Raw genomic sequence first — 24,561 nt, 5'->3', positions numbered from 1 at the left:
TCAGGGCGCCTCATTGTTGACAAATACCTGCAGCCGTTTGGGCCGCACCACCAGCGTTTCACCGTCGGTCAGTTTCAGTTGCGTGAAGCGTTCGTTCGACATGACCGCCTCGATCATCTCGCCGTTGTCCTCGCGTTCCAGATCGAGCTGGGCCAGCGGGCCGATTGCATGGGCGTGGCGCAATTGCACGATGATGCCTTCGGCGCCGGGCGCATAGCGATCAATCTCGATATCGTGCGGACGCACGAAGCCGACTCCCGCCGCATCCTGTGCGCCGGCGTGATCGGGCGCATCGAAGCGAATCCCGCCGGCATCAAGCACGCCCTCATGCACCCGCCCATGGAACAGATTGACGTTGCCCAGAAATCCGTACACGAACGGTGACGCCGGATGGTTGTAGACCGCGTCCGGTGCGCCGATCTGCTCGACCACACCCTTGTTCATGACCACGATCTGATCGGCCACTTCAAGCGCCTCTTCCTGATCGTGCGTGACGAAAATGCTGGTCACCTGCAGTTCGTCATGCAGCCGTCGCAACCAGCGGCGCAGCTCCTTGCGCACCTTGGCGTCGAGCGCGCCGAATGGCTCATCGAGCAGCAGCACGCGTGGCTCCACCGCCAGCGCCCGCGCCAGCGCAATGCGTTGCCGCTGTCCGCCCGAGAGCTGCGGCGGAAAGCGATCGGCCAGCCAGTCCAGCTGCACCAGCTCCAGCAATTGCATGACCTTGGTCTTGATCTGCGCTTCGCTTGGCCGCACGCTGCGCGGCTTGACGCGCAAGCCAAAGGCGATGTTCTCGAACACGCTCATGTGCTTGAACAGCGCGTAGTGCTGAAACACGAAGCCGACCTGGCGCTCGCGCACATGACGGTCGGAGGCGTCGGCGCCGTCGAGCAGCACCTGCCCGCGGTCGGGGCGTTCGAGCCCGGCAATGATGCGCAACAGCGTGGTCTTGCCGCAGCCTGACGGTCCCAGCAGCGCGGTTAGCTCACCGGCCGGAAAATTCAGCGAGACGTTGTCGAGGGCAACGAAATTGCCGAAGGCCTTGTGGATGTTCCTGACTTCGATAGCCATGCTCAATGTACCCCGTGCAGTTGGGCGCCGCTTTCGCGCAAACGCCATTCGATGAAGGATTTCAATGCCAGCGTCACCAGTGCCAGCAAGGCCAGCAATGACGCCACCGCAAAGGCGGCGACAAAGTTGTATTCGTTGTAGAGAATCTCGACCTGCAGCGGAATCGTGTTGGTCTCGCCGCGAATGTGCCCGGACACCACCGACACGGCGCCGAACTCGCCCATGGCCCGCGCATTGCAGAGGATCACGCCATACAGCAGGCCCCATTTGATATTCGGCAGCGTCACATGCCAGAAGGTCTTCCAGCCCGAGGCGCCGAGCACCAGCGCGGCCTCTTCTTCCTCGCTGCCCTGCGACTGCATCAGCGGAATCAGCTCGCGCGCGACAAACGGAAAGGTCACGAAAATCGTCGCCAGCACCATGCCCGGCACGGCAAACAGAATCTTGATGTCGTGCTCGCGCAGCCACGGGCCGAACCAGCCCTGGGCGCCAAAGATCAGCACGTAAATCAGGCCCGAGATCACCGGCGAGACCGAGAATGGCAGGTCGATCAGCGTCAGCAAAATATTCTTGCCGCGGAATTCGAACTTGGCGATGGTCCACGCTGCAGCGACTCCGAACACCAGATTCAACGGCACGGCGATCAAGGCAATCAGCAGCGTCAGGCGGATTGCCGACAAGGCATCCGGTTCGATCACCGCCATCAGCCAGGTATGCCAGCCCTTCTTGAGAGCCTCGGCAAACACGGCCGCCAGCGGCACGAACAGAAACAGCGTCAGGAAAGCCAGCGCGATGCCAATGAGCAGGTAGCGCACCCAGTCCGGCTCCAGGGTGGCGGCGATGACCGGGATCGGCTCGCCGCGCGGGCGTGCCGCGTCGACAGGCAAGGCAGTTGCAGTCATGTCAGCTTCTTTCCGCCTGGCCGCGCTTGCGGGTCCAGGCTTGCAACAGGTTGATCGTCAACAGCAAGGCAAACGACACCGACAGCATCACCACCGCAATCGCGGTGGCACCGGCGTAGTCGTATTGTTCGAGTTTGGTGATGATGAACAGTGGCGTGATCTCGGACACCATCGGCATGTTGCCGGCGATGAAAATCACCGAACCGTATTCGCCGGTGGCGCGCGCGAAGGCCAGCGCAAAGCCGGTCAGCAGCGCCGGCGCGATGGTCGGCAGCACCACCCGCATGAAGGTCTGCCAGCGCGATGCGCCGAGGCTGGCGGCGGCCTCTTCCAGTTCGCGTTCGGCGTCTTCCAGCACGGGCTGCACGGTGCGCACAACAAACGGCAAGCCAATGAATGTCAGTGCCACGACCACACCAAGCGGAGTGAATGCCACCTTGATGCCGATCTGTTCCAGGTACTGGCCCAGCCAGCCATGCGACGAATACAGCGCCGTGAGCGCAATGCCGGCCACCGCAGTGGGCAACGCAAACGGCAAGTCGACCAGCGCATCGATGATCTTCTTGCCGGGGAATTCGTAGCGCACCAGTACCCATGCGACGATGCCGCCAAACACCACGTTGAGCAGTGCGCCAATCAGCGAGGCGCCAAAGCTCAATTGATATGACGCCACCACACGCTCCGAACTGATCGCGCTCCAGAATGCCTCCCACGTCATGCCGAAGGTCTTCAGGAACACCGCCGACAAAGGCAGCAGCACGATCAGGCTGAGGTACAGGACGGTGAAGCCGAGCGACAAATGGAAACCCGGCAGCACGCGAAACGGAGATGCGCGGTCGATGGGGACAGCGATGGCGGAGGACGTTGGCATCTTCGTTATTACATATTCAATGGGTAAGGCGCCATAGTCAGCCATGAAAGTAATAACTAGAACGATTCTTTGCGCATGTCCTTAGTTGGATTTGGCATATGGTGCGCTGGCGCAATGCAGCGCCAGCGCGACCTGCCCGCAACCTACAGCTTGGCGATCGACACCTCGGTGGCCTTGACCAGCGCAACCACTTCGGTGCCGATTTCCAGCGCCAGGTCCTTGACCGAACGCGTGGTGATGACCGACGTGACGATGCCAGCCGGCGTCTCGACATCGACTTCCGAGACCACCGGACCTTCGATGATGGCCTTGATTTTTCCGCGAAATTGATTCCGTACGTTGATGGCCTGAATGCTCATGCTTGCTCCTTGGGTGAATGAATCAGATTGCCCAGCCGAGTTGGCTGAACGGTTTTAATGGCACGTCAATAGCTAACGGCCGGGCATCCGCGGCCGCCGGATGCTGCAACAGCCGCGACAGAATGTGCGCTTCAAGTGCGGCAAACGCCGCATCGCCACGCGAACGCGGACGCGCCAGCGACACCGCCAGATCGAGCGTGATGCGGCCGTCCTCGATCAGCACCACCCGATCGGCCAGGGCAATCGCCTCCTGCACGTCGTGCGTGACCAGCACCGCTGTGAACTGGCGCTCGCGCCAGAGCGACTCGATCAACTGCTGCATCTCGATGCGGGTCAGGGCATCGAGCGCACCGAGTGGCTCGTCGAGCAGCAACAGATCGGGTTCGTGCACCAGCGCCCTGGCCAGCGCCACCCGCTGACGCTGGCCGCCTGACAACACTGCAGGCCAGTCGCCGGCACGCGATGCCAGTCCGACCTGTTCCAGCGCCTCCAGCGCGTGTCGTGACCTGCGCGGCAAGCCAAGCGCAACGTTCTGCTGCACCGACTTCCATGGCAGCAGTCGGGCTTCCTGAAACATGATGCGCACTTCGGCATCGCCGTCGACCACGACCTCGCCGTGATCGGCGCGATCAAGTCCGGCAATCAGGCGCAACAGCGTGCTTTTGCCGCAGCCGCTGCGTCCGACCACCGCCACGAACTCGCCGGCGGCGACATGCAGGTCGACTGCCGCCAACACGGTGCGGCCGGCGAAGGCTTTCGACAACGCCTGCACCCGGATGGGCACGCCGCGCCGGTCGGATGCGTGGCGTACTTCGGTCTGTTCGAGCAAATTGGACTGCATGGTCAGCTCCTATTGATAGGCCGGGTGCCAGCGCAACCAGAACCGTTCCAGCGCCCGCGACAATCCATCGGCCAGCTTGCCCAGCAAGGCGTACAGCAGAATGCCGACCAGCACGATATCGGTCTGCAGGAATTCACGCGCATTCATGGTCATGAAGCCGATCCCCGACTGTGCGGAAATGGTTTCCGCAACGATCAGCAGCACCCACACCAACCCGAGCGAAAAGCGCACCCCGACCAGAATCGATGGCAACGCGCCCGGCAGGATCACGTCGCGATACAGCGGCCAGCCGGACAGTCCGTAGCTCCTGGCCATTTCGATCAAACCGGGATCGACCGAGCGAATGCCGTGAAAGGTGTTCAGGTAGACCGGAAAAAATACGCCGATCGACACCAGAAACAGCTTCGACCATTCGTCGATGCCGAACCACAAGATCACCAGCGGAATCAGGGCCAGCGCCGGAATGTTGCGCAACATCTGCAACGAGGTATCGAGCAGCGTCTCGGCGCTCTTGAAGGTACCGGTCAACAGGCCCAGCAAGAGTCCCAGTCCGCCGCCGATGGCGAAGCTGGCGGTGGCGCGCCACAGGCTTTTTTGCAGGTGCGTGAACAGTTCGCCGCTGGCCGTCAGGGTCCAGAAGGCGCGCGCCACCGCCAGCGGCGCGGGCAGGATCCGGCTCGACAGCCAGCCGTTTTGCGCGGCAATCTGCCAGCCGACCAGCAACAGCAGCGGCACCGCCCACGGCGCCAGTGCCTGCGCCGTGCGGCCGGAAAATAATGCGCGCGCCCTCATCAGCTCTGCGACGCTTTCGGGTAGTAGCCGTTGGCGACCACTTCACCGAACGGCCCGGTCAGGCTTTGGTCGGTGCTGGCCGGCTTGCCCTTGCCCAGCAACGGAAACACCAGCTCGGCGAAGCGATACGACTCTTCCAGATGCGGATAGCCGGACAGGATGAAGGTGTCGATGCCGAGCGCAGCGTATTCCTGCATGCGCGCCGCGACGGTGGCGCCGTCGCCAACCAGCGCCGTGCCGGCGCCGCCGCGCACCAGGCCGACGCCGGCCCACAGATTGGGCGACACTTCCAGCTTGTCGCGGCGGCCACCGTGCAGCGCGGACATGCGGCGCTGTCCTTCCGAATCCATTTTGGCAAAGGCCGACTGGGCCCGCGCGATGACGTCATCATCGACATGGCTGATCAATTCTTCGGCCGCTTTCCAGGCCGCTTCATTGGTCTCGCGCACGATCACGTGCAGGCGGATGCCAAAGCGCAGCGTGCGGCCGTGCCTGGCGGCGCGGGCGCGCATGTCGGCGATCTTTTCGGCCACTGCGGCGGGTGGTTCACCCCAGGTCAGATAAACATCGACCTGTGCCGCAGCCAGCTCATGCGCAGCCGGCGACGAGCCACCGAAATACAGCGGCGGATAGGGCTTCTGCACCGGCGGATACAAGGTCTTCGCACCCTTGACCTTGAGGTGCTTGCCGTCGAAATCGAAACCGCCGTCGCCACCCTCGCCGGCCAGCGAGGCGCGCCAGATTTTCAGGAACTCGTCAGTAATCTCATAGCGTTCGGCATGGTCGGCCCACAAGCCGTCGGCAGCCAGTTCGGCTTCGTCGCCGCCGGTGACGACATTGACCAGCAAGCGTCCTTTCGACAGCCGGTCGAAGGTGGCCGCCATGCGCACCGCCAGACCTGGCTGGCTCAGTCCGGGCCGCACCGCGACCAGAAACTTCAGCTGTTTGGTCGCGCCGATCAGACTGGCGGCGGTGACCCAGGCGTCTTCGCAGGAGCGTCCGGTCGGCAGCAACGCGCCGTCGTAGCCGAGCGTGTCGGCAGCCACTGCGATCTGCTGCAGATAATCGAAATCCACCACGCGCGCGCCATGCGTGGTGCCCAGATAGCGGCTGTCGCCATGGGTCGGTAAAAACCAGAAAACATTCAAACTCATTGCGGTTCCTTTCAGTAGACGGCGACGCTTACGACCGGGTGGCCAGCACCGCGTCGTGCACCTTGATTTTTTTCGGGATCAGTTTCAGGTTGGCGAAGGCGTCGGCGATCTTCTGCTGTTCATTGAGCACCTCGGGCGTGATGGGCTGCACGCCGAACGCATAGCGCCCGGTGGCCAGCTCGACGATGGCTGGTTCGAGGCCGATCTGGCTCGACAGCAACGCAGCGACCTCCTTCGGATTCTGCTTGCCCCAGGCATCCACCTTGGCCAGCTCCTCCAGCACGGCGCGCAGCACCTCCGGGTTTTTTTCGGCATAGGGCCGGGCTGCGAGGAAGAACTGGTGGTTGCTGACCAGTCCCTTGCCATCCGCCAGAATGCGCGCGCCAAGCTGCCGTTCGGCAGCGGCCAGGAACGGATCCCAGATCACCCAGGCATCGACACTGCCACGCTCGAACGCGGCGCGGGCATCCGCTGGCGGCAGAAAAATCGTCTGTACGTCGGCATACGCCACGCCGGCGTTTTCCAGCGCCCTCAGCAACAGGTAGTGCACGTTCGAGCCTTTGTTGAGCGCGATCTTCTTGCCCTTCAGGGCCGCGACCGAGCTGATCGTCGATCCCTTCGGCACGATGATCGCTTCGGCCAGCGGCGCGGGTGGTTCGTTGGCGACGTACACCAGATCGGCGCTGGCGGCCTGGGCAAAAATCGGCGGCGCTTCGCCGACGGTGCCGTAGTCGATGCTGCCCACATTGAGCGCCTCCAGCAGCACCGGGCCGGCCGCAAATTCGGTCCATTTCACATCCACGCCCTGTTGCGCCAGCCGTGTTTCGAGCATGCCGCGCGCCTTGAGCAGGGTCAGCGTTCCGTATTTCTGAAAGCCGATGCGCAGCACATTCTTGTCCTTCGCGCTGCTCCAGGCGGGCAGCATCGCCGCCATGGCGGTGGCCGACAACAATCCCAGGGTGCGGCGTTTGTCGGTGCGTTTCTTATTGATGACGTGCATGTCTGGTCCTCGATCGATAATGGGTTGGCAAAGCAATCCCCCGTCGCGACGCGCGCGGCTGTGTGAACATCGGGAAGTGCCGGGTTCAGCCGCTGTACTGAACCTGTGAGAAATGCACCGGCGCGAAATCCGGTGTGACGACGCTATGCATTCGCGCCAGGCTGCCGGCGAGATGCGTGACACCTTCGGCGACCCGCTTGGCGATGTCGGCATCGAGCGTCAGGCCCTGCTCGATGGCCCAGACAACCTGTGCGTCGGTCGCATAGATGCTCGGCAGGATATGCCGCGCCGCCAGCGACGACAGCACCGGACGCAATGCATAATCAAGCGCCAGCATGTGGGACTGGCTGCCGCCCGTGGCCAGCGGCAGGATCAGTTTTCCGGCCAGCGCGGTTTGCGGCAGGATGTCCAGAAAGGCTTTCAGCAAGCCACTGTAGGAAGCCTTGTAGACCGGCGTGGCAATCACCACCGCGTCGGCATGCTCGACCCGCGAGCGCGCAACATTCAGATCGAGATTCGCAAAATCCCCGTGCATCAACGCCTGCGCCGGCAGATCACGCACCTGCAATTTGTCGATCCGGTGACCGAGCAAGGCAAGCTTGTCGCCAACGTGATGGAGCAGTCGGGTCGAACGTGACGGGACGGTCGGACTGCCGGCGATTAACAGGATATTCATGCGGTTTTCCAATGCGGTTGTAGCTGCTTATTTGCGGGCGGGCTGATAGATCTGGTCGAACACCCCACCATCGGCAAAGTGCGTTTTCTGCGCCTTGGTCCAGCCGCCAGCGACCTCGTCGATGGTCAGCAACTGGACTTTGGGGAACTGTCCGGCGAATTTCTTCAGCGCAGCTTCGGAAGTGGGCCGGTAATAATGCTTCGCAGCGATGCTCTGCCCCTCTTCGGTATAGAGAAACTGCAGATAGGCTTCGGCTACCTTGCGGGTGCCGTGCTTGTCGACTACCTTGTCGACCACGGCAACCGGCGGTTCGGCCAGGATGCTTAACGGCGGCGCCACGATTTCAACCTTGTCGGGACCGAGTTCCTTGATCGCCAGCAGGGCTTCGTTTTCCCACGCAATCAGCACATCGCCAATGCCGCGTTCCACGAATGTGGTGGTGGCGCCGCGCGCGCCGGAGTCGAGCACCGGCACATTCTTGTACAGCTTGCCGAGGAATTCACGCGCGCTGGCTTCACTGCCGCCCGGTTGCTTGAGGGCATAGCCCCACGCCGCCAGATGATTCCAGCGGGCGCCACCGGATGTCTTCGGATTTGGCGTGATCACCGCCACGCCCGGCTTGATCAGGTCGCTCCAATCCTTGATGCCTTTCGGGTTGCCCTTGCGGACCAGGAACACGATGGTCGAGGTGTAGGGCGCGCTGTGGTGCGGCAGGCGCTTTTGCCAGTCGGCCGGCAACAGGCCGCGTTCGGCGATGGCGTCGATGTCATAGGCCAGCGCCAGCGTGACGACATCGGCATCCAGGCCGTCAATCACCGCCCGCGCCTGCTTGCCCGAGCCGCCATGCGACTGCTTGACGCTGAGCTTGTCGCCGGTCTTGGCCAGCCATTGTTTGGCAAAGGACTGGTTGATGTCCTGGTAGAACTCGCGGGTCGGATCGTAGGAGACGTTGAGCAGCGAGACATCGGCTGCGTGTGCCACCGGTAGCGCGCTCAATAGCGCGATGGCAGTGAAGAATGTGGGAACCAGCGTCTTGAACGACATCGAATAACTCCTCGGAAGCGAGATGGGGAGGCTCAACAGTAAAGACACATCGCCCAAGCTGGAACGAATGCTTTCGCGGTTTGTTATGCGCTTTTCAGATATGCTCGGCAGTCGCCAATTTCCCGCCGCTCCCATGCACGTCATTACCGATCCCGCGTTTTATGCCGTTGCCGTGCCAGCGGTCCTGTTGACCAGCATCTCGAAGGGCGGCTTCGCCGGCGGCATGGGAGTCGCCGCAGTGCCGTTGATGGCGCTGGCGATTTCACCGCTGCAGGCCGCCAGCATCATGCTGCCGATCCTGTGCGTGATGGATCTGACCGGCTTTTTTACCTGGCGCAAATTCTGCGATCCCGTGCTGTTCAAGCGCCTGCTGCCGGGTGCGTTGATCGGCATCCTGATCGGCACGCTGATGTTTCATCACTTGAACGAAGCCATCGTCAAGACGCTGATCGGCGTCATGGCGCTGCTGTTCGCGCTCAATTTCTGGCTCAAGGGCCGGGTCCGCGCACCGCTGCATTTGCCGCCTGCCGCCAGCGCCGCACTGTGGTCGACGCTGTCCGGCTTTGCCAGTTTCGTGTCGCATGCAGGCGGCCCGCCGATGATGATCTACCTGCTGCCGAAGCGGCTCGAAAAAGCGATCCTGGTCGGCACGCTGACGATCCTCTTCACCACCATCAATTACGCGAAGATCGTTCCGTATGCATTGCTGGGACAGCTCAGTGTCGATAACCTGGCGACCGCTGCGGTGCTGTCGCCACTGGCTCCGCTGGGCGTGAAACTGGGTGCCTGGCTGCATGACCGGATCAATGAAAAAATCTTTTATCGCTTGTCCTACGGCTTTTTGCTGCTGACCGGAATCAAGCTGTGCTGGGATGGGCTGGTACACCTGCATGGATAGTTGGCACAACGTTAAAAATTGTTAATTCGCCAACATTGCTGATGCATGTCCGGGTAGTATTCCCGCGTTCCCCCACGCGGCAGCGCCGCCCAACCAACCTGCCAAGCCTGATGAATCTTGAAGCAATCTGGTATGAATATTCGCCCTACGTCTATGCCGCTGCAGGCGTCATATCGATTTCCAATGTGCACACTGCGATCGGTCTGATTTCCGGCGTGATGCTGTTGATCGCGGCGGCCACCATTTTGCGCATGCGCTGGATGTACCGCCGCAATGCAGCGCTGCAGGACGAACGTGACGAACGCATGAAGCGCGTGGCAAAACGCAAGCTCGAGAAGTCGACCATCACCCTGGCCGACGAAGACGAGCTGTAAATCCACGGCAGCCGACAGTGTCCCCGTAACGGGATTGATCAGCCGACAGCGGCGTTGGAGTATCATTTCCGAATGGAAATCGGACCGTACGCGCCACTGAACACTTTCGTCGACCTGCTGCTCGATGCCATTTGCGTGGTCGATCGACAGGGGCACTTCGTTTTCGTCAGCGCCGCCTGCGAACGGATCTTCGGCTATACCCAGCAGGAAATCATTGGCATGCGCATGATCGACCTGGTCGCCCCGGACGATCGCGAGCGCACCCTCGCCGCAGCCAACGACATCATCGCCGGCCATCCGCGGCTCAACTTTGAGAACCGCTATGTGCGCAAGGATGGTCATCTGGTCGACATCATGTGGTCGGCCCGCTGGCTGGAAGCCGATCAGGTGCGCATCGCGATTGCCCATGACATCACCGAGCGCAAGCAATCGGAGTCGGCCCAGGCGGCGCTGTTCGCCATTTCCGAAGCAGCCCATGCGGCAGTCGACCTGTTCGCGCTGTTCGGACAAATTCATCAGATCATCGGGAAGCTGCTTTCGGCGAACAATTTTTCAGTCGCGCTGTACGACCGCAAGAGCGAGCTGCTGAGCTTTCCGTATCACGCCAATGAGGATCACGACAGCGCAGCCGTACCACAGGCGGAGTCGCGTGCATTCTGCGCCGAAGTGATCCGCTCGCGGCTGCCACTGCTGCGCAACGCGACGGTGCCAGACGCAGCGTCGGCAAATCCGGCGCGCGTCGACAACGGCGCGGCGCAATGCTGGCTCGGTGTGCCGCTCGATGCGCAACATGGCACCATCGGTGCGCTGATCCTGTGCAGCGACCGCGGCGGCATGCCCTACACGGAAAAGCACAAGGCGCTGCTGCACTTCATTTCGACACAGGTCGCCGCCGCCATCGAACGCAAGCAATTGCAGACCCGCTTGCAGTACATGTCGCAATACGATGCGCTGACCGACCTGCCCAATCGCGGGCTGCTGTATGACCGGCTGGACGTGGCGCTGGCACGATCGCAACGGGAACAGACCCGGCTGGCGCTGCTGTATATCGATCTGGACAAGTTCAAGCAGGTCAACGACACGTTCGGGCATGCTGCCGGCGACCTGCTGCTCAAGGAAGTCGCCAGCCGACTGAAAGAGTGCGTGCGCGGCGCCGATACGGTGGCGCGCATGAGCGGTGACGAATTCGTGGTGCTGCTCGAAAATGTCCAGGCCACCGAGCATGCTGCGATGGTGGCAGAAAAAATCCGCAATGCCATCAGCCAGCCGATTTTGATCAGTGGCCGCAGCCTGCGCATCCTGCCCAGCATTGGCGTGGCGCGCTATCCGGAGAATGGCGAAAGTGGTCAACAGCTGCTGACCTGCGCCGACGAAGCCATGTATCAGGAAAAACGGGCCAGTGAGCAAGCTGGCGCGGCTCACGGCGACGCCGCGCAACCATCCTGATCAGGCGCCCGCGCCAGGCGCATCCGTGTCGGCGGCATCCCTGCGCGCATGCGGGAAGCGGTCCATCCGCGACAACACCGGAAAGCCGAGCGACCATGCCGCCGTCACCACCAGCGTGGCGACACCGCCCACGAGGATGGCCGGGACCAGGCCGAACCAGCCGGCAGTGATCCCCGATTCGAATTCGCCCAGTTCATTGGATGCGCCGATGAAGACCGAATTGACGGCACTGACCCGGCCCCGGATCGCGTCCGGTGTTTCGAACTGGACCAGCAGATGGCGGATGTAGACGCTCACCATGTCGCCGCCCCCCATCAGGACCAGCGCGACCAGCGCAATGACCATGCTGTGGGTGAGGCCGAGCGCAATGGTGCCGGCGCCGAACAGCGCCACGCCGCCAAACATCCAGCGCCCGACGCGCCGTGAGATCGGCCAGAAACCCAACGCAATCGAGGTCAGCGCCGACCCGACCGCTGGCGCGGTGCGCAGCAGGCCGAGCCCGGTCGGGCCGACCATCAGGATATCGTGCGCGATCGCTGGCAGCAGCGCGGTCGCACCGCCAAACAGCACGGCAAACAGGTCCAGCGAAATCGCGCCGAGCACCACCGGTCGCGACCAGACGAAGCGCAGACCTTCGAGCACGCTGTGCCACGTGGCGGGTTCGCGATTGCTGGCTTGCGGAATGACGCGTGCCAGCATCATCAGCACAACCGCCACGATCAACAGCGCGGTGACCACCGCATAGACCGTCTTTGCGCCCGCCAGATACAGCAAGCCACCCAGCACCGGGCCAAGGATGACGGCCACATGAAATGTCGATGAGCCCAGTGCCACCGCCTTGCTGAAGCTCTCCGGCGGCACCATGTTGATCAGGATCGCCTGGCTGGCCGGCATTATGAATGCGCGCGCGCTGCCAAACAGCACCAGTACCAGGAAGATTGGCCAGACCACCTTCATGTCGACAAAGCAGAACGCCAGCAGCGCCAGGCCGCACAGCAGCTGGGCGCCAATGCACAGTGTGATGATGCGGCGCCGGTCGTAACGATCGGCAGCGTGGCCGGCATACAGGATCAACAGCAGAAACGGTGCGAACTGGGCCAGTCCGATCAGGCCCAGATCAAACACATCATGCGTCATTGCATAGACCTGCCAGCCGATGGCAACGCTCTGCATCTGCACCGCCAGCGTCGACAACAGCCGCGCCAGTAAATACAGCCGGAAGTTGCGATGCCGGAGCACGCCGAAGCCGTTGCTTGTTGCGGTAGACATGACACGCCTTGAATGACTGAACAGGCGGTATCTTACCGAAATGAATGCTTAACGGAAACCCAACAACGGATAGACGATCACGCCCCAGGTGGCGGCGGCCAGTGAAAACGTCAAGAATACCGCGGCGCTGCCAAAGTCCTTGGCATTCTTCGACAGCGGATTGCGCTCCAGCGAGACCCGATCGACCACCGCCTCGATGGCCGAGTTCAGCAGTTCAACCACCAGCACCAGCACGAATACGCCAATCAGCATCAGCTGCTGCAGCGCCGGCACCGGCAGGCACAGGGCGACGATGGTGGCCACCACCACCACGGCGAGCTCCTGTCGGAACGCATGCTCGCCTTTCCAGGCGGCGCGAAATCCTTCCATCGAATAATGAAATGCGCCGAAGATGCGCTTGAGTCCACTCTTGCTTTTGAACTGACTGATTGGTTGCGGGCTGTCGCTCATGCTGAACCTGGCTGGAAAACGTTGTCGAACAAATCGAAGGAGAGGCACGGTCGGCGGATTCTAACAGGAGCCGGACGGCTGTCCCGATGTGACGCCACCCCCCATACCGCAAGCTGAAAAAGACTGTCATCGACACGAAACAATTGCGTGTGCCGTTTTGTCAACGCTGGGCAATTTCTGGCCATCTTTTCACATTGTGGTATAAAATTGCGGGTCCAGCCTGCTCCTCCTGCTCAATGAAAACGCTGCCCAATCCTGACACCGACAAGACCTCCATCCAGGTAATCGAGCGCATGACGTCGTTGCTCGACGCACTGGCCCACTACCCCGACCCGGTCAGCCTGAAGCAACTGTCCGGCGACACCGGACTGCATCCGTCGACGGCGCACCGGATTCTCAATGACCTGGTGCTGAAACGCTTCGTCGAGCGCGCCGAACCGGGCGCTTATCGGCTTGGAATGCGTTTGCTGGAGCTGGGCAATGTGGTCAAGAGTCGCCTCAATGTGCGCGAGGCAGCGGTCGATTTCATGCGCGCGCTGCATCGCAAGACCCATCAAACCGTCAACCTGTCGGTGCGCCAAAGCGATGAAATCGTGTATATCGACCGCGCCTTTTCGGAACGCTCCGGCATGCAGGTGGTACGCGCCATCGGCGGACGCGCCCCGCTCCATCTGACCTCGACCGGCAAATTGTTTCTGTCGGTGGACGATCCGAAATCAGTGCGCTCGTATGCCACCCGCACGGGGCTGGCCGGCCACAACAAGAATTCGATCACCGACCTGACCAAGCTCGAACGCGAGCTCAGCCTGGTGCGCGCACGCGGCTATGCGCGTGACAATGAAGAGCTGGAGTTGGGCGTACGTTGCATGGCAGCGGGGATCCGGGATGATTCCGGGCGCCTGATCGCCGGCCTGTCGATTTCTGCACCGGCCGACCGCTTGCAGGAAGAGTGGCTGGACGACCTGATCCTGACGGTGAACCAGATCTCGGCAGTGCTTGGCTATGCGGCGCAGGATTCCGCCTGAACTGGCAGACGTCGTGCGAACCTGAAAAAAAAAGCGAACCGAAGTTCGCTTTTTTTATGTCCGACCACCTCTGCAGCAATGCAGGTTTTGTCAGGCGCGCTCAGCTGCGCGCTGCTGACGCCTGCACCGCCAATGGATTGGTCAGATTCTCCGGCTTTGCCGCTTCGATCCATTTGCGAATCCGGCCGGCGTCGGCCAGTCGTGATTGCTTGCCCTTCGAATCGAGAAATACCATCACGATCGGACGGCCTTCGATATTGGTCATCATCACCAGGCAGCGACCGGCTTCGGAAATATAGCCAGTTTTCTGCAGGTTGATTTCCCAGCTCGGATTGGCCACCAGATGATTCGAATTGGCGTACTGCAGTGGCCGTCCGCCCGGCTCAACCACGTATTTGGTATCGGTCGAATACTGGCAGATGATCGGATGCTGACGCGCTGCGATCACCAGCTTGGCCAGATCCTGCGCACTGGCCACGTTGTGACTGGACAGGCCGGTTGAATCGACATAGTGGGTATCGTTCATGCCCAGCGACTTGGCCTTGGCATTCATCGCTGCGACAAATGCCGGCAGTCCGCCCGGGTAATTGCGGCCCAACGCCGATGCCGCGCGGTTTTCCGAACTCATCAGGGCGATATGCAGCATGTTGGCACGCGACAGTTGTGCGCCAACCCGCAGGCGCGACGACGAGAATTTTTCCTTGTCGATGTCGTCGTTGGTGACTTCGATGACTTCATCCATGTTCTGGTGCGACTCGACCACGACCATGCTGGTCATCAGCTTGGTGATCGAGGCGATGGGCAAAGCCACATTGGCGTTCTTTTCGAACAGTACCTTGGAATTCGACTGGTCCATCACGAGGGCAACGCTGGACTTCAGATCGAGCGGGTCGCGCGTCAGGTTCAGTCCTGCCAGGTCACCGGCGCTGATTACCGGAGGGACGGCGGGAATGCTCGGCATTGCAGCCACGCGTTGATAGGATACGCGCCGTTTGCCGTGTACGACCGATACGTGCCGCACCAGTTTTTCATTGGCGGCCAGCGATGGATTGGCTTGCACGACGCGATGCATGCGATGGCGTACGGTGCTTTTTTTGGTGTGGTGTTTTTTCGCTGCGGCCGATGCATCGCCTGTGTCACTGGCCGACATCGCGGACGACACGGTCAACGACAAAAAGAGCAGCAGTGCTAAGGCGGGCTTGGACATCGGTGGCTCCCCGAAAATGGGCATGGATTAAACACCTTGCAGTGTAGCAAAATCAAGACTATTCGCAAGCAAATTAGAGAGTTAGCGCAAACTATTAATCAATTTTCGAACTGATAATATCAAGAAAGCATGGTTCGATGGGTGTCGCAACGGCGCCGGGCGGTTCCGTCCCGACCGACCGGCACGATTGCGGCTGCTACTCGACGAATTTGACGAATCCCGGCAACGGCTCGCGTTCGGTCACCAGCGTGTTCTCGATGCGGTCAAGGTCGGCATGGCCGAGCGACATGCCGCAGACAAACATCTCGTTGTCCGGCAGCTGCAATACGTCGGCAATGATCCGGTGATATTGCGTGAACGCGGCCTGCGGGCAGGTATCAAGACCGCGGCCGCGCGCGGCAATCATCACGTTTTGCAGGAACATCCCGTAATCGAGCCAGGAACCGCGCTCCATGCTGCGGTCGATCGTGAACATCAACCCGACCGGGGCATCGAAGAAGCGGTAGTTACGCCCATGCTGGGCATGCATGCCGGCCTTGTTCTCGCGAGTGAGCTGCAGCAGCGCGTACAAGTCCCAGCCGACCTTGCGACGTCGATCGATGTAGGGCGAATTCCACTGCACCGGATAGTAGTGGTATTCCTCGACGTGTTTTACCCCTTCGGCGGGATTGTCATGCGCCTGCAGGATCGCGGCCGACAGGCGCTCCTTGGTTGCGCCGGTCAGTACATACACTTTCCAGGGCTGGGTGTTGGTGCCCGATGGCGCGCGTGCGGCGACTTCCAGGATGGCTTCAATATCTTCGCGCGCCACCGGGTCCGGCAGAAAGGCACGGATGGAGCGACGCGACTTGATGGCTTCGTCGACAGCTTGCTGTAGCGCGGACTGGATCATGATTGGCTCACTGACGTAACTGGGGGGAACAATGGTGGCGAGCAGCGTGCGCATCGCCTCGGGAATGGACGCTGGCCGACGACTGACGCGGTCAACATACACGTGCACAAAATGGCCTTGCGCAGCAGCCTGCGCAGCGTCGTCACGGAACACGGCAACCTCGTAACATACGCTGGAGTTCCCCATGCGGGCCACCCGCAGGCCGATGGTAACGCGCTCGGGAAACGACACCGGCGCAAAATAATTGCACTGGCTCTCGATCACCAGCCCGATTACCGGACTATGTGCGATATCGAGCACGGCGTTATTGATCAGGAACGCATTGACGGCAGTATCGAACCAGCTGTAATAGAGGACGTTGTTAACGTGCCCATACGCGTCGTTATCACCCCAACGGGTATTGAGCGACTGGAAATGCAGATAGTCGCTGCGTTGATGGGCGGCCAGGCGCGTCATCGCCGCACCACAAACGCCACGCCGACCACGGCCAGCAACATGCCGACAATCCCGATCCAGCTGAATTGTTCACCGAACGCCAGCCATGCCATCACCGCCGTAGTGGGCGGGGTCAGATACAGCAGGCTGGTCACTGAGGTTGCAGCGCTCTTGCGGATCAAGGCAAACAACAGGAAGATCGCGCCGATCGACAACGCCAGCACCGACCAGAGCAGGGCAAAGATGAAACTCGCGGTCCAATGCACCGTGCTCAATGTCGGCGTGAAGCCTTCAAAAATGATCGCCAGTGGCAGGATGACGAGCGCCGAAGCCGAAAATTGAATGATGGTGCCGGTGCGCAGATCGAAGTGTGCGCAATAGCGTTTCTGATACAGCGTACCGGCGGTGATTGACAGCAGCGCGCCGAGGCACAGCAGGATACTGTCGATCGACAAGCCCGTCAGGCTGATCTTGTTGGCCACCACCAGCCCGACGCCGCACAGGCCGAGCGCGAGTCCGAACCATTGTTTGCCGCGCACCGATTCACCGATCAGCGGCGCCGCAAAGGCAGTCAGGATCGGCTGCATGCCGACAATCAGCGCAGACAAACCGGCCGGCATGCCGAGCTTGATGGCGCACCAGACGCCGCCCAGATAACCGGCCTGCAGCAAGACCCCGGCCACGGCAATGTGACGCCGACTGCCGACTGGCCAGGGCGCCCGCACCAGCCCTACCAACGGTACCAATATCAGTAATACGCCGGCAAAGCGCAGCAGCAAAAAGGTCAACGGCGGGGCGAACGGCAAGCCAAATTTGGCGACGATGAAACCGGTACTCCAGAGCAGCACGAACAGCCACGGCATGGTGACCAACAAGGGGTTAACCGCCGGTTTATCGCTGGTAAATGTTGTCACGACAAGCTCTGTCAAAAAAACAAGGGAAGCCGGAGTGTAGCACTGGCGCCGGCCCGTCGTTTCCAATGAGGAAAAGCGCTTGCGAACGCACAGCCCGGCCTCCCAAATCCGGTACTTCCGAACAATACTTACCCGTGCTTAAGTTACTGTCAAAAAGGTACTTGACAGGGCGCGGCGACTACTTAAAATGGCCGTGTTGCAGCGCACAATGCGAAACCGGCAGTTGTCATTTGCAGCAGAATTTTTAGCCCATCCCAATCAGGAGAAACTCATGTTTTCCACACCCGAACAGATTTCAGCTGCAACCAAAAGCGCGTATGAACTCCAACTCGCACTGATGACTTCCCTGACGCAGAAGGCGCTCGAAGGCGTCGAAAAACTGGTCGAGTTGAACCTGACCGTGGCCCGGACATCGATGGATGAATCGAGCTTCGCAGTCAAGCAACTGCTGGCGGCAAAGGATCCCCAGGAATTTTTCGCAATGAGCAAAGCGCAGTCGCAACCACAGGCCGAGAAAGCCGTTTCGTATGCGCGTCATGTCGCCAGCATTGCGTCAGAGGTGCAGGCGGAGTTCGCCAAGGTGGCCGAAGCCCAGATCAGTGAAGTGAACCAGAAAGTCGCCAAGCTGGTCGAGGATGTCGCAAAGAATGCGCCAGCAGGTTCGGAAAGCGTGATTGCGATGTTCAAGTCGGCAATGGGCAATGCCAACGCGGGCTACGAACAAATGTCCCGCACCGCCAAGCAGGCCGCGGCAACGATCGAAGGCAATGTCACCAGCGCCGTCTCGCAGTTGTCGGAAGCATCGGCAAAAGCCACGCGCGGCGCGTCCAAGAAATAACAACCTGGCCGGCATCCCGCAGGGAGGCCGGCCCGCGTTCTCCCCCGGCGCCTGCACCTCCCCGCAGTTGATGCAGGAGCCGATTTTTGCCCCGATTCGTCGGGGTATTTTTTTAGGTCGGCAGCTTTCCCAGCGCCGCCACGGCCCGCTCGAAGCGCACCACGGACTGCGCATCCATGGCAGCCGGCAAGGCGCACAGCGCAAGCAGACGGGCCTGTTCGGTCATGGACTGCTGACCCGATTTCAACGCCGCCTGCAGCACCTCGACCTGCAACTGCAATCGTTCACGGATGAACTCGGCCGGGCTGTCGAGCGACAGCACAATCTCGACCCGCAACAACTCCCTGGCAAGGACCGCGCGATTCGCCTCAAGCAATTCAGCGAAATGGGCGTCACCGTCCCGAAGTGCCTGCAGCGCCTTGTCGAAGCGCAGTTGCAAGGCGCGTTCAAGCGGCGTCGCCAGTGCCGGCAACGCCTGCCAGCGTGCCATCATGTTGTCGCGATCGACTTCCGCCCGGCCGCCGATGGCTGCTTCGAGCTCTTGGCAGAGCCGTAATTTTTCCTGCAGGCTGCGCGTTTCGGCGGCGGCCCGATCGAGTCGAATGGCATCGCGTTGCTGCGTCAGTTGTACCACCGCCTGGCGATAGCGGGTCTCCAGTGCGCCTTCGACGGCGCGCGGTGCCGGACCGATGCGGCTCCATTGCGCGGCACTGTCGCGCAACTGTTCGGCATGATTCGCGGTTGGTTCGGCGGCGGCCAGTTCGAGCGCTGCGCACACCGCTTCGCGTGCCGCCAGATTCTGCCGGCGCTCGGCATCGGCACCGGCCGCTGCCTGCTTGCGGCGCGCGAACACGGCATCGCAGGCGGCGCGAAAACGCTCCCACAGCGCCTGCTCGTCGTTGCGCTCCAGCGGCAGCGCCTTGGCGCGTTCCTGCCAGCGCTCCTGCAAGGCGCGCAAACTGTCGAGCGAACTGCGCTCGTTGCTGGCGAGGTGGTTGACCGCATCGATCATTTGCTCGCGCCCGTGAATTTCAGTTGCACGAATTGCCGCCAGTGGCGTGCGCAAGCGCTGCAGGACGCGATCGAATTCCTCATCCAGCCGCTTCTTTTCCTTGCGGTCGATCGGCCCAAGGCGCTGCCACGCCTGCAAGCTGCGCTGGCAAAACAGTGCCACCGCTTTCCAGTCCGGGCTGTCATCGCCGGCCAGGGCGTCGGCCTGGACGGTCATGGCGGCGATCAATTCGCTGGCCGCCACGGTATTTTTCTGGCGCTGCTCGGCCAGTGCCGCGAAGTGCTCGGCCACGGGCGCATACGCGGCGGTACAGGCGGCATCGAAGCCTTGCCACAGCTCCCTCGGCGCGGGTCCGGCCGAAACATCGAGCGATTTCCAGCGCTCCCGCAAGCTGCCGATCTTCTTGGCCAGCTCGGCCACCGCCAACTGCTGCGTCGCCAGCGCCTCAGCGGCTTTCTGCAATTCTTCACGCGAGACATTGCCGCCCCAGCGTGCCCAGCCTTGCAGGCGACCCAGTTCGGCACGCAGGCGCGACAGTTGCGCACTCTGCGCCGGCGTCGGATGCAGCGCTGCCAGGTCCAGCGCGCGCACGCGTTGATCGGCCTGCGCGGCCAGCTGCAACGCGCCGTCTTCCAGTGCCTGTTCCATCGCCTCCAGGGCGGCCAGCAACGCCGGCTTCTGATCCGACACCGGAAGCAGCGGCGAGGCGCTCGGCGCCGGCCGCGCCGCACTGACCCGCTGCAGCAACTGGTCGAAGCGCTCCTGGTCGACGCTCTGCGGCTGCAGGCGCTGCCAACTGCGACGCAGGGTCGACTCCTGCAACGACTCCGGTGCCGCCGCGTCCCACTCATCCAGCAACGCAATGCAGACACTGCGCGCGGCATGCTGCTGTTCGATGCCGGCCAGGCTCTGCTGGAGCTCGGCAGCGGCGTCGGCGCATTGGCCAAGCAGCTGCTTCGGCAAGGCGCTGACTTCGGGCGAGACACGATAACTGGCGAGGTCTGCTTCCAGGGCAGCGAGTTGCGCGCGCACTTCCGACGGCTCCTGATGGAATGCGTTGTCGTGCAGCGCGCGCAGTTGCGCCAGCGCGTCGATGACCGCCCGTTGCAGCATGGCTTGCTGTGTCAGCCGCTCGGCCAGGCTGCTGCGTACCTGATCGAATTCGTGCAGCAGCGCGGGCGGCGCCGCCTTCAACAGCTGCCAGCGTTGATCCAGCTCGGTCACCTGATTCGGTGTGAGCAGCGTTTCGTCGAGCAGCTGTCGTGCCTGCGTGATGGCGGCGCTCGCCCCGTCAACCAGCTTGTCGTGCGCGGCCAGCGCATCCAGCCGCGACTGCATCAGCTTGGCGACGCGCCGATCCGTGTTGCGCATCGCGCCAAGCACCTGTTGCAGCGCCGCCTTCGAGACGATGCCCTGTGCTGCCTTGAGCCTGGCCTCGGCAAATTCGCAGCCGAGCAGAAAGGCCACGCTGCCGGCCTCGTCGCCGTGCAGGGTGCCCGCCTGCGCCAATGCGGCGTCGCGCGCCGCAGTCGATGCTGGCTGCGCCGGCGCCGCCGGAATCGGGGCCGCAGCCGCTGGTGGGGTCTTGCGCTTGAACAGGAAATCGAACATGGAGGGCGGCATCAATTCAAAAAAGAGCAAGCATCATAACAACGGACGCGACGGGTTCATTCGATACGCAGATATTCGACCGCCATGCGGTCGAGTTCACCCAGCATCCGGTCGAACGCGGCGCTGGCCTGGCCCGGCTCGCCCTTCACACCCAGCTCGATGTGGCGTCGGGTGGTGGCGTCGCCAACGCTGGGCAAGCTGAACACCTTGACCAGCGGATAGTCGTTCTCGATGGCTTCCATCAACGGTGTCAGGGTCGACTCCATCGAGCCATACACCAGCGCCGCCTTCTCGAGCCGGGCGACGCCATGAAACAGGTGGCTGTAATGGGTGTCCAGCACCCACTCGATCATCGGCCATGCCATCACCGGAAAGCCCGGCACAAAGTAATGCGCCCCGCCGCTGCCGGTGGCCAGCGCGAAGCCGGGAATCTGGTTGAACGGATTCGGAATGATGTCGGCCCCGGTTGGGAATTCGCCCATCTTCAGCCGATGCTGGTTTTCCGGCGCCTGCAGGTCGATCGGGGTGCCAGCCTCGCGCGCCATGGCGAGCATGCGTTGTTCGATCAGCCGCTTTGCCTCCGGATGCAGCGCCAGCGGCACGCCGAATGCGGCCGCGGCACATTGGCGCGTGTGGTCGTCGGGCGTGGCGCCAATGCCACCGCACGAAAACACGATGTCGTCGGAGGCCATGGTGCGCGCCAGCGTGGCGGTAATGCGGCCACGTTCGTCACCCAGGTATTCCGCCCAGCCCAGCTGCAACCCGCGTGCCGTCAGCAATTCGACCACTTTGGGGAAGTGCTTGTCGGCACGTTTTCCGGACAGAATTTCGTCGCCGATGATGATTAATCCGATGGCCATGCGGTGCCTTCAATGGGTTGTCCTGCGGGATGCGCCGATGATGCCACAGTCGCGCGCAGACCGGCCAGCGCTGCCATGCAGTAATGCTGGAACCACAGGCCGGTGAAGACGAACACCAGCACGTACAACCAGATCGAGAACGCCGCCAGGAACGGAAACAGCACCACCGACATCGCACCGCCCAGCCACAGCAGCGTTGGCGCGGTGCCAAGCGTGCCGGTGATGGCGCCAATGAGCAGCAATGACCATTTGTGCTGCCGCAGGATGGCATGCAGTTCGGCGCGGTCGGCATGGGTCGACAGCGCGTCGTAAGCCAGCACCCGGTACGTCAACCAGCCCCACAACACCGGCTGGATCAGCAGTCCGGCCAGCGGGATCATCGATAACGGCAACGTCACCAGCCACAGCAGCAGAAACACGACGAACGACGACAGGGCAATCCACAGACTGCCCAGTATCGAGCCGCTGCCGCGCACCGCCAGTGCCGGAAAGTTGCGCTGGCTGACATGCTTGACGATGGCCGGCATCGCCAGCGTGCCAATGAACGCCAGCGCGGTCAGGATCATCAGCGGCAGCAGCACCCACATCGCAATCAACGGCACGATGACGATGTTCAGCGCACCCAGTCCGATCGCGCCGAGCACGCTGCCGGCCACGCGAAAGCCGTCGTTGTTGGCGAAGCCTGCCTGCAGCCAGTCGATCATGGGTTGCAGGCCCAGCCACAGCACCACGCCCCAGATCACTACCGAAAGAATGAACGGCATCAGCGTCAGCAACAGCATGCGCGGATGCAGTTGCGACCAGATCGCCCGAAAGAAGCTGCCGAGAACAGGATGCATCAGCCCACCGTCCGATCTGCGCCAGCCATGCGCTTGAGGCCCAGCCATTGCTGCGCCCAGAAACCGCGTCCGTATTGGCGTCCGATACCGTCGGGTGGCGGCAACTGGTCGCGAATCCCGGTCGGCTCGAACGTGCGGCGGAAATCGCTCGTGCGAAACAGGATGTCCCAGACCGGAAACAGCACGGCAAAATTGTGCCCGCCGAGCGTGCCGCGCCCGCCGCTTTCGTGACCGACGCCAATCGCGTGATGCAGCCGGTGATAGCGCGGCGACACCAGCAGACGCTCGCCCACGACGCCGAAATGCAGCCGCACGTTGGCATGTTGCAGGCTTTGCAGGATGCGCGACGCCGCCACCAGCAGCACGTACTGGGCGGGTGGAACGCCAATCCCGAGCGCAATAATCGCCATGTAAATGTCGCGCAGGAAGTCGTCCAGCAAATGATTGCGGTTGTCGCTCCACAGGTTCATGTTCTGCTGGCTGTGATGCAGGCTGTGCAAGCCCCACCACCACGAAAATTGATGCTCGGCGCGGTGATACCAGTAATCGAAGAAGTCCAGCACCACCAGGTAGACCAGAAAACTCGCCAGCGGCAAATCGGTCAGGCCCGGCCACAGCGCATCAAGGTTAAACGGTTGCATGCCTTCGAGGTGCAGCAGCGCGGCCAGATGATCCATCAACGGATCAAGTACGAAGAACACCACCACGGCAAATGCGCCGAGCCGATGCACGACGGTGTAAATGAAATCAATCCAGCGCGCGCGCGGATCGGTGATCGGCTGCGCCGGCATCAGCGCCTCCAGCGGACGCAGCACGATGAACAGCAGCACGATCTCGCAGGCGCCAATCAGCAGCCACTCGGTGCCCTCGAAAGCCTGTTCGGTGAATTCGCCCAGACCGGTCAGATAAATCACCGGTTCGATCACGGTCTGGAACAACCAGCCCTGCGCCTGGCCGAACAGGTCAACGATGGTCTGGATCATGAATGCGGCTCCGCGGCGATGGCATTGCGATAGTCAGGGTGGTCGCGCAGCGTGGCAAAACAGAAGCCCTTTTGTTCGAGGCCGCTGAGCAAGGGCTCCAGCACCGCCGGCGCCCACGGTTGCTGGCGCGACCAGATGCCCAAATGGGCCATCAGGATGTCGCCGTCCTTCAAACCGGCCAGCGCACGTTGCAGTAACTTGACATTCGGCCAGGCCTGGCTGGGCAATTCGTCGCCGGAAAAACCAGCCGGCGACCAGCCGGCGTGCGCGTAGCCGCAGGCGCTGCCGGCAGCACGCAGATTCGGCGTCAGCTTGCCGCCCGGCGCGCGCCACAACGGATCAAGCCGGCTGCCGGTGAGCGCCGCGAAACGCGTACCGACACGATTGAGTTCTGCGCAATATTGGGCCGGACTCCAGTCCAGCTTCTGGCCCGCGTGCTCGCCGAATTGCGGCTTGACCTCGATGCGCCCGCCGGGCAGGTCGCGCTGCACATACACATGGTCGAAGGTGTGGGTGCCGAACGCATGTCCTTCGGCGACGCGGGCTTTCCAGTACGGCGCCCATGCGGGGTCGAGCGAATAATCCTGATTGACGGTCTTTTCGTTGGCCAGGAAAAAAGTGGCCTTGGCATGATGCCGCCGCAATGTGGCGGCAATGAACTCCGCCTGCGACTGGCTGCCGGTATCGAAGGTCAGGTAAATCGTGCCCTTGCACACGCCCGCGGCACTGGCCGGCGCCGCCAGCACCAGGCCAAGAACCGCCGCCGCCAAGGCATCGAATCGCATCACGGCAGTCCGT

The 24,561-nt window shown here is 62.1% G+C and carries 25 protein-coding genes and 1 pseudogene; 5 read left to right on the top strand and 21 right to left on the bottom strand.

Translation table 11 applies throughout. From position 1 onward, the window contains the following. From RCH09_RS01950 to RCH09_RS01905, 10 genes are all read right to left on the bottom strand, one after another. The gene (locus RCH09_RS01950; protein ID WP_326939348.1) at positions 1 to 1,071 is read right to left on the bottom strand and encodes a sulfate/molybdate ABC transporter ATP-binding protein; all 1,071 of its coding nucleotides are present in this window, start codon (positions 1,069 to 1,071) and stop codon (positions 1 to 3) included. A 2-nt stretch (positions 1,072 to 1,073) separates the two neighbouring features. Continuing rightward, positions 1,074 to 1,973 carry a sulfate ABC transporter permease subunit CysW gene (cysW, locus tag RCH09_RS01945; RefSeq protein WP_326939347.1) on the bottom strand — a complete coding sequence of 300 codons (900 nt, stop codon included), beginning with the start codon at positions 1,971 to 1,973 and terminating at the stop codon, positions 1,074 to 1,076. Position 1,974: 1 nt separating this feature from the next. After that, entirely contained in the window at positions 1,975 to 2,844 is an 870-nt protein-coding gene (gene cysT, locus RCH09_RS01940; protein ID WP_326939346.1) for a sulfate ABC transporter permease subunit CysT, read from the bottom strand. A 143-nt stretch (positions 2,845 to 2,987) separates the two neighbouring features. Beyond that, a complete protein-coding gene (locus RCH09_RS01935) occupies positions 2,988 to 3,203 on the bottom strand; it encodes a TOBE domain-containing protein (RefSeq protein WP_326939345.1) in 216 nt (71 codons plus the stop codon). 22 nt (positions 3,204 to 3,225) lie between these two features. Further along, complete coding sequence (locus tag RCH09_RS01930; protein ID WP_326939344.1) at positions 3,226 to 4,044, bottom strand: ATP-binding cassette domain-containing protein; 819 nt, start codon at positions 4,042 to 4,044, stop codon at positions 3,226 to 3,228. 9 nt (positions 4,045 to 4,053) lie between these two features. Next, positions 4,054 to 4,836 carry an aliphatic sulfonate ABC transporter permease SsuC gene (ssuC, locus tag RCH09_RS01925; protein ID WP_326939343.1) on the bottom strand — a complete coding sequence of 261 codons (783 nt, stop codon included), beginning with the start codon at positions 4,834 to 4,836 and terminating at the stop codon, positions 4,054 to 4,056. Next, positions 4,836 to 5,990 (bottom strand): FMNH2-dependent alkanesulfonate monooxygenase, encoded by a 1,155-nt coding sequence (ssuD, locus tag RCH09_RS01920; RefSeq protein ID WP_326939342.1) that lies wholly within the window; start codon positions 5,988 to 5,990, stop codon positions 4,836 to 4,838. The genes ssuC and ssuD overlap by 1 nt, the downstream gene beginning before the upstream one ends. Positions 5,991 to 6,018: 28 nt before the next feature. After that, the gene (locus RCH09_RS01915; protein ID WP_326939341.1) at positions 6,019 to 6,990 is read right to left on the bottom strand and encodes a sulfonate ABC transporter substrate-binding protein; all 972 of its coding nucleotides are present in this window, start codon (positions 6,988 to 6,990) and stop codon (positions 6,019 to 6,021) included. Positions 6,991 to 7,075: 85 nt separating this feature from the next. Next, positions 7,076 to 7,666, bottom strand: coding sequence for an NADPH-dependent FMN reductase (gene ssuE, locus RCH09_RS01910; protein ID WP_326939340.1), 591 nt, complete (start codon positions 7,664 to 7,666; stop codon positions 7,076 to 7,078). A 27-nt stretch (positions 7,667 to 7,693) separates the two neighbouring features. Then, complete coding sequence (locus RCH09_RS01905; RefSeq protein WP_326939339.1) at positions 7,694 to 8,710, bottom strand: sulfate ABC transporter substrate-binding protein; 1,017 nt, start codon at positions 8,708 to 8,710, stop codon at positions 7,694 to 7,696. Positions 8,711 to 8,843: 133 nt separating this feature from the next. On the opposite strand from RCH09_RS01905, the gene RCH09_RS01900 reads away from it, so the two are divergent. The 3 genes from RCH09_RS01900 to RCH09_RS01890 all read left to right on the top strand — a co-directional run bounded on the left by RCH09_RS01900 (position 8,844) and on the right by RCH09_RS01890 (position 11,428). Next, positions 8,844 to 9,608 (top strand): sulfite exporter TauE/SafE family protein, encoded by a 765-nt coding sequence (locus RCH09_RS01900; RefSeq protein WP_326939338.1) that lies wholly within the window; start codon positions 8,844 to 8,846, stop codon positions 9,606 to 9,608. 110 nt (positions 9,609 to 9,718) lie between these two features. Then, positions 9,719 to 9,982: a hypothetical protein gene (locus tag RCH09_RS01895; RefSeq protein WP_326939337.1), complete on the top strand. Its 264-nt coding sequence runs from the start codon at positions 9,719 to 9,721 to the stop codon at positions 9,980 to 9,982. Positions 9,983 to 10,054: 72 nt separating this feature from the next. After that, a complete protein-coding gene (locus tag RCH09_RS01890) occupies positions 10,055 to 11,428 on the top strand; it encodes a sensor domain-containing protein (RefSeq protein WP_326939336.1) in 1,374 nt (457 codons plus the stop codon). Here the strand turns inward: RCH09_RS01890 and RCH09_RS01885 are convergent, their stop codons facing one another. Both RCH09_RS01885 and RCH09_RS01880 read right to left on the bottom strand, forming a co-directional pair. Beyond that, entirely contained in the window at positions 11,429 to 12,697 is a 1,269-nt protein-coding gene (locus RCH09_RS01885) for an MFS transporter (RefSeq protein WP_326939335.1), read from the bottom strand. It abuts the gene before it with no gap. 48 nt (positions 12,698 to 12,745) lie between these two features. After that, positions 12,746 to 13,147, bottom strand: a complete 402-nt coding sequence (locus RCH09_RS01880) for a diacylglycerol kinase (protein WP_326939334.1) — start codon at positions 13,145 to 13,147, stop codon at positions 12,746 to 12,748. A gap of 236 nt (positions 13,148 to 13,383) precedes the next feature. Between RCH09_RS01880 and RCH09_RS01875 the strand changes: the two genes are divergently transcribed. After that, positions 13,384 to 14,172 carry an IclR family transcriptional regulator gene (locus tag RCH09_RS01875; RefSeq protein ID WP_326939333.1) on the top strand — a complete coding sequence of 263 codons (789 nt, stop codon included), beginning with the start codon at positions 13,384 to 13,386 and terminating at the stop codon, positions 14,170 to 14,172. 100 nt (positions 14,173 to 14,272) lie between these two features. Here the strand turns inward: RCH09_RS01875 and pbpG are convergent, their stop codons facing one another. The 4 genes and pseudogenes from pbpG to RCH09_RS01855 all read right to left on the bottom strand — a co-directional run bounded on the left by pbpG (position 14,273) and on the right by RCH09_RS01855 (position 17,569). Further along, a complete protein-coding gene (gene pbpG, locus RCH09_RS01870) occupies positions 14,273 to 15,379 on the bottom strand; it encodes a D-alanyl-D-alanine endopeptidase (RefSeq protein ID WP_326939332.1) in 1,107 nt (368 codons plus the stop codon). Between the two features lie 196 nt (positions 15,380 to 15,575). Further along, entirely contained in the window at positions 15,576 to 16,271 is a 696-nt protein-coding gene (locus RCH09_RS01865) for a nitroreductase (RefSeq protein WP_326939600.1), read from the bottom strand. 60 nt (positions 16,272 to 16,331) lie between these two features. Beyond that, positions 16,332 to 16,727 (bottom strand): annotated as a pseudogene (locus tag RCH09_RS01860) (acyl-CoA thioesterase); the annotation flags it as partial. After that, positions 16,724 to 17,569, bottom strand: coding sequence for a DMT family transporter (locus RCH09_RS01855; RefSeq protein ID WP_326939599.1), 846 nt, complete (start codon positions 17,567 to 17,569; stop codon positions 16,724 to 16,726). The gene RCH09_RS01855 and the pseudogene RCH09_RS01860, both read right to left, overlap by 4 nt. A gap of 322 nt (positions 17,570 to 17,891) precedes the next feature. On the opposite strand from RCH09_RS01855, the gene phaP reads away from it, so the two are divergent. Further along, positions 17,892 to 18,458, top strand: coding sequence for a TIGR01841 family phasin (gene phaP, locus RCH09_RS01850; protein ID WP_326939331.1), 567 nt, complete (start codon positions 17,892 to 17,894; stop codon positions 18,456 to 18,458). A gap of 112 nt (positions 18,459 to 18,570) precedes the next feature. On the opposite strand, the gene RCH09_RS01845 is transcribed toward phaP, so the two are convergent. From RCH09_RS01845 to RCH09_RS01825, 5 genes are read right to left on the bottom strand one after another with little or no spacing between them, the layout of a single operon-like run. Continuing rightward, positions 18,571 to 21,081 carry a DUF349 domain-containing protein gene (locus tag RCH09_RS01845; protein ID WP_326939330.1) on the bottom strand — a complete coding sequence of 837 codons (2,511 nt, stop codon included), beginning with the start codon at positions 21,079 to 21,081 and terminating at the stop codon, positions 18,571 to 18,573. A 56-nt stretch (positions 21,082 to 21,137) separates the two neighbouring features. Next, positions 21,138 to 21,941: a competence/damage-inducible protein A gene (locus RCH09_RS01840; RefSeq protein ID WP_326939329.1), complete on the bottom strand. Its 804-nt coding sequence runs from the start codon at positions 21,939 to 21,941 to the stop codon at positions 21,138 to 21,140. Beyond that, positions 21,926 to 22,780 carry an EI24 domain-containing protein gene (locus RCH09_RS01835; protein WP_326939328.1) on the bottom strand — a complete coding sequence of 285 codons (855 nt, stop codon included), beginning with the start codon at positions 22,778 to 22,780 and terminating at the stop codon, positions 21,926 to 21,928. Before RCH09_RS01835 ends, RCH09_RS01840 begins: the two co-directional genes overlap by 16 nt. Continuing rightward, entirely contained in the window at positions 22,780 to 23,763 is a 984-nt protein-coding gene (locus tag RCH09_RS01830) for a sterol desaturase family protein (protein WP_326939327.1), read from the bottom strand. The genes RCH09_RS01835 and RCH09_RS01830 overlap by 1 nt, the downstream gene beginning before the upstream one ends. Continuing rightward, positions 23,760 to 24,548: a polysaccharide deacetylase family protein gene (locus tag RCH09_RS01825; protein WP_326939326.1), complete on the bottom strand. Its 789-nt coding sequence runs from the start codon at positions 24,546 to 24,548 to the stop codon at positions 23,760 to 23,762. Before RCH09_RS01825 ends, RCH09_RS01830 begins: the two co-directional genes overlap by 4 nt. Positions 24,549 to 24,561: the final 13 nt, after the last annotated feature.

It is taken from the genome of Actimicrobium sp. GrIS 1.19 (assembly GCF_035984655.1).
Classification (GTDB): Bacteria; Pseudomonadota; Gammaproteobacteria; order Burkholderiales; family Burkholderiaceae_D; genus Actimicrobium.
Note: the sequence above shows the minus strand (reverse complement) of the source record. Positions and strands in the feature narration are given on the sequence as shown.

Bases quoted from the DNA above. Each gene is read 5' to 3' on its own strand.
- RCH09_RS01935 (WP_326939345.1), bottom strand. From the start codon at position 3,203: ATGAGCATTCAGGCCATCAACGTACGGAATCAATTTCGCGGAAAAATC.
- RCH09_RS01830 (WP_326939327.1), bottom strand. From the start codon at position 23,763: ATGATCCAGACCATCGTTGACCTGTTCGGCCAGGCGCAGGGCTGGTTG.
- RCH09_RS01875 (WP_326939333.1), top strand. From the start codon at position 13,384: ATGAAAACGCTGCCCAATCCTGACACCGACAAGACCTCCATCCAGGTA.
- ssuE (WP_326939340.1), bottom strand. From the start codon at position 7,666: ATGAATATCCTGTTAATCGCCGGCAGTCCGACCGTCCCGTCACGTTCG.
- RCH09_RS01880 (WP_326939334.1), bottom strand. From the start codon at position 13,147: ATGAGCGACAGCCCGCAACCAATCAGTCAGTTCAAAAGCAAGAGTGGA.
- RCH09_RS01930 (WP_326939344.1), bottom strand. From the start codon at position 4,044: ATGCAGTCCAATTTGCTCGAACAGACCGAAGTACGCCACGCATCCGAC.
- ssuD (WP_326939342.1), bottom strand. From the start codon at position 5,990: ATGAGTTTGAATGTTTTCTGGTTTTTACCGACCCATGGCGACAGCCGC.
- RCH09_RS01865 (WP_326939600.1), bottom strand. From the start codon at position 16,271: ATGATCCAGTCCGCGCTACAGCAAGCTGTCGACGAAGCCATCAAGTCG.
- RCH09_RS01835 (WP_326939328.1), bottom strand. From the start codon at position 22,780: ATGCATCCTGTTCTCGGCAGCTTCTTTCGGGCGATCTGGTCGCAACTG.
- cysT (WP_326939346.1), bottom strand. From the start codon at position 2,844: ATGCCAACGTCCTCCGCCATCGCTGTCCCCATCGACCGCGCATCTCCG.
- RCH09_RS01890 (WP_326939336.1), top strand. From the start codon at position 10,055: ATGGAAATCGGACCGTACGCGCCACTGAACACTTTCGTCGACCTGCTG.
- RCH09_RS01840 (WP_326939329.1), bottom strand. From the start codon at position 21,941: ATGGCCATCGGATTAATCATCATCGGCGACGAAATTCTGTCCGGAAAA.
- cysW (WP_326939347.1), bottom strand. From the start codon at position 1,973: ATGACTGCAACTGCCTTGCCTGTCGACGCGGCACGCCCGCGCGGCGAG.
- RCH09_RS01915 (WP_326939341.1), bottom strand. From the start codon at position 6,990: ATGCACGTCATCAATAAGAAACGCACCGACAAACGCCGCACCCTGGGA.
- RCH09_RS01845 (WP_326939330.1), bottom strand. From the start codon at position 21,081: ATGTTCGATTTCCTGTTCAAGCGCAAGACCCCACCAGCGGCTGCGGCC.
- pbpG (WP_326939332.1), bottom strand. From the start codon at position 15,379: ATGTCCAAGCCCGCCTTAGCACTGCTGCTCTTTTTGTCGTTGACCGTG.
- RCH09_RS01825 (WP_326939326.1), bottom strand. From the start codon at position 24,548: ATGCGATTCGATGCCTTGGCGGCGGCGGTTCTTGGCCTGGTGCTGGCG.
- RCH09_RS01950 (WP_326939348.1), bottom strand. From the start codon at position 1,071: ATGGCTATCGAAGTCAGGAACATCCACAAGGCCTTCGGCAATTTCGTT.
- RCH09_RS01905 (WP_326939339.1), bottom strand. From the start codon at position 8,710: ATGTCGTTCAAGACGCTGGTTCCCACATTCTTCACTGCCATCGCGCTA.
- phaP (WP_326939331.1), top strand. From the start codon at position 17,892: ATGTTTTCCACACCCGAACAGATTTCAGCTGCAACCAAAAGCGCGTAT.
- RCH09_RS01885 (WP_326939335.1), bottom strand. From the start codon at position 12,697: ATGTCTACCGCAACAAGCAACGGCTTCGGCGTGCTCCGGCATCGCAAC.
- RCH09_RS01855 (WP_326939599.1), bottom strand. From the start codon at position 17,569: ATGCCGTGGCTGTTCGTGCTGCTCTGGAGTACCGGTTTCATCGTCGCC.
- ssuC (WP_326939343.1), bottom strand. From the start codon at position 4,836: ATGAGGGCGCGCGCATTATTTTCCGGCCGCACGGCGCAGGCACTGGCG.
- RCH09_RS01895 (WP_326939337.1), top strand. From the start codon at position 9,719: ATGAATCTTGAAGCAATCTGGTATGAATATTCGCCCTACGTCTATGCC.
- RCH09_RS01900 (WP_326939338.1), top strand. From the start codon at position 8,844: ATGCACGTCATTACCGATCCCGCGTTTTATGCCGTTGCCGTGCCAGCG.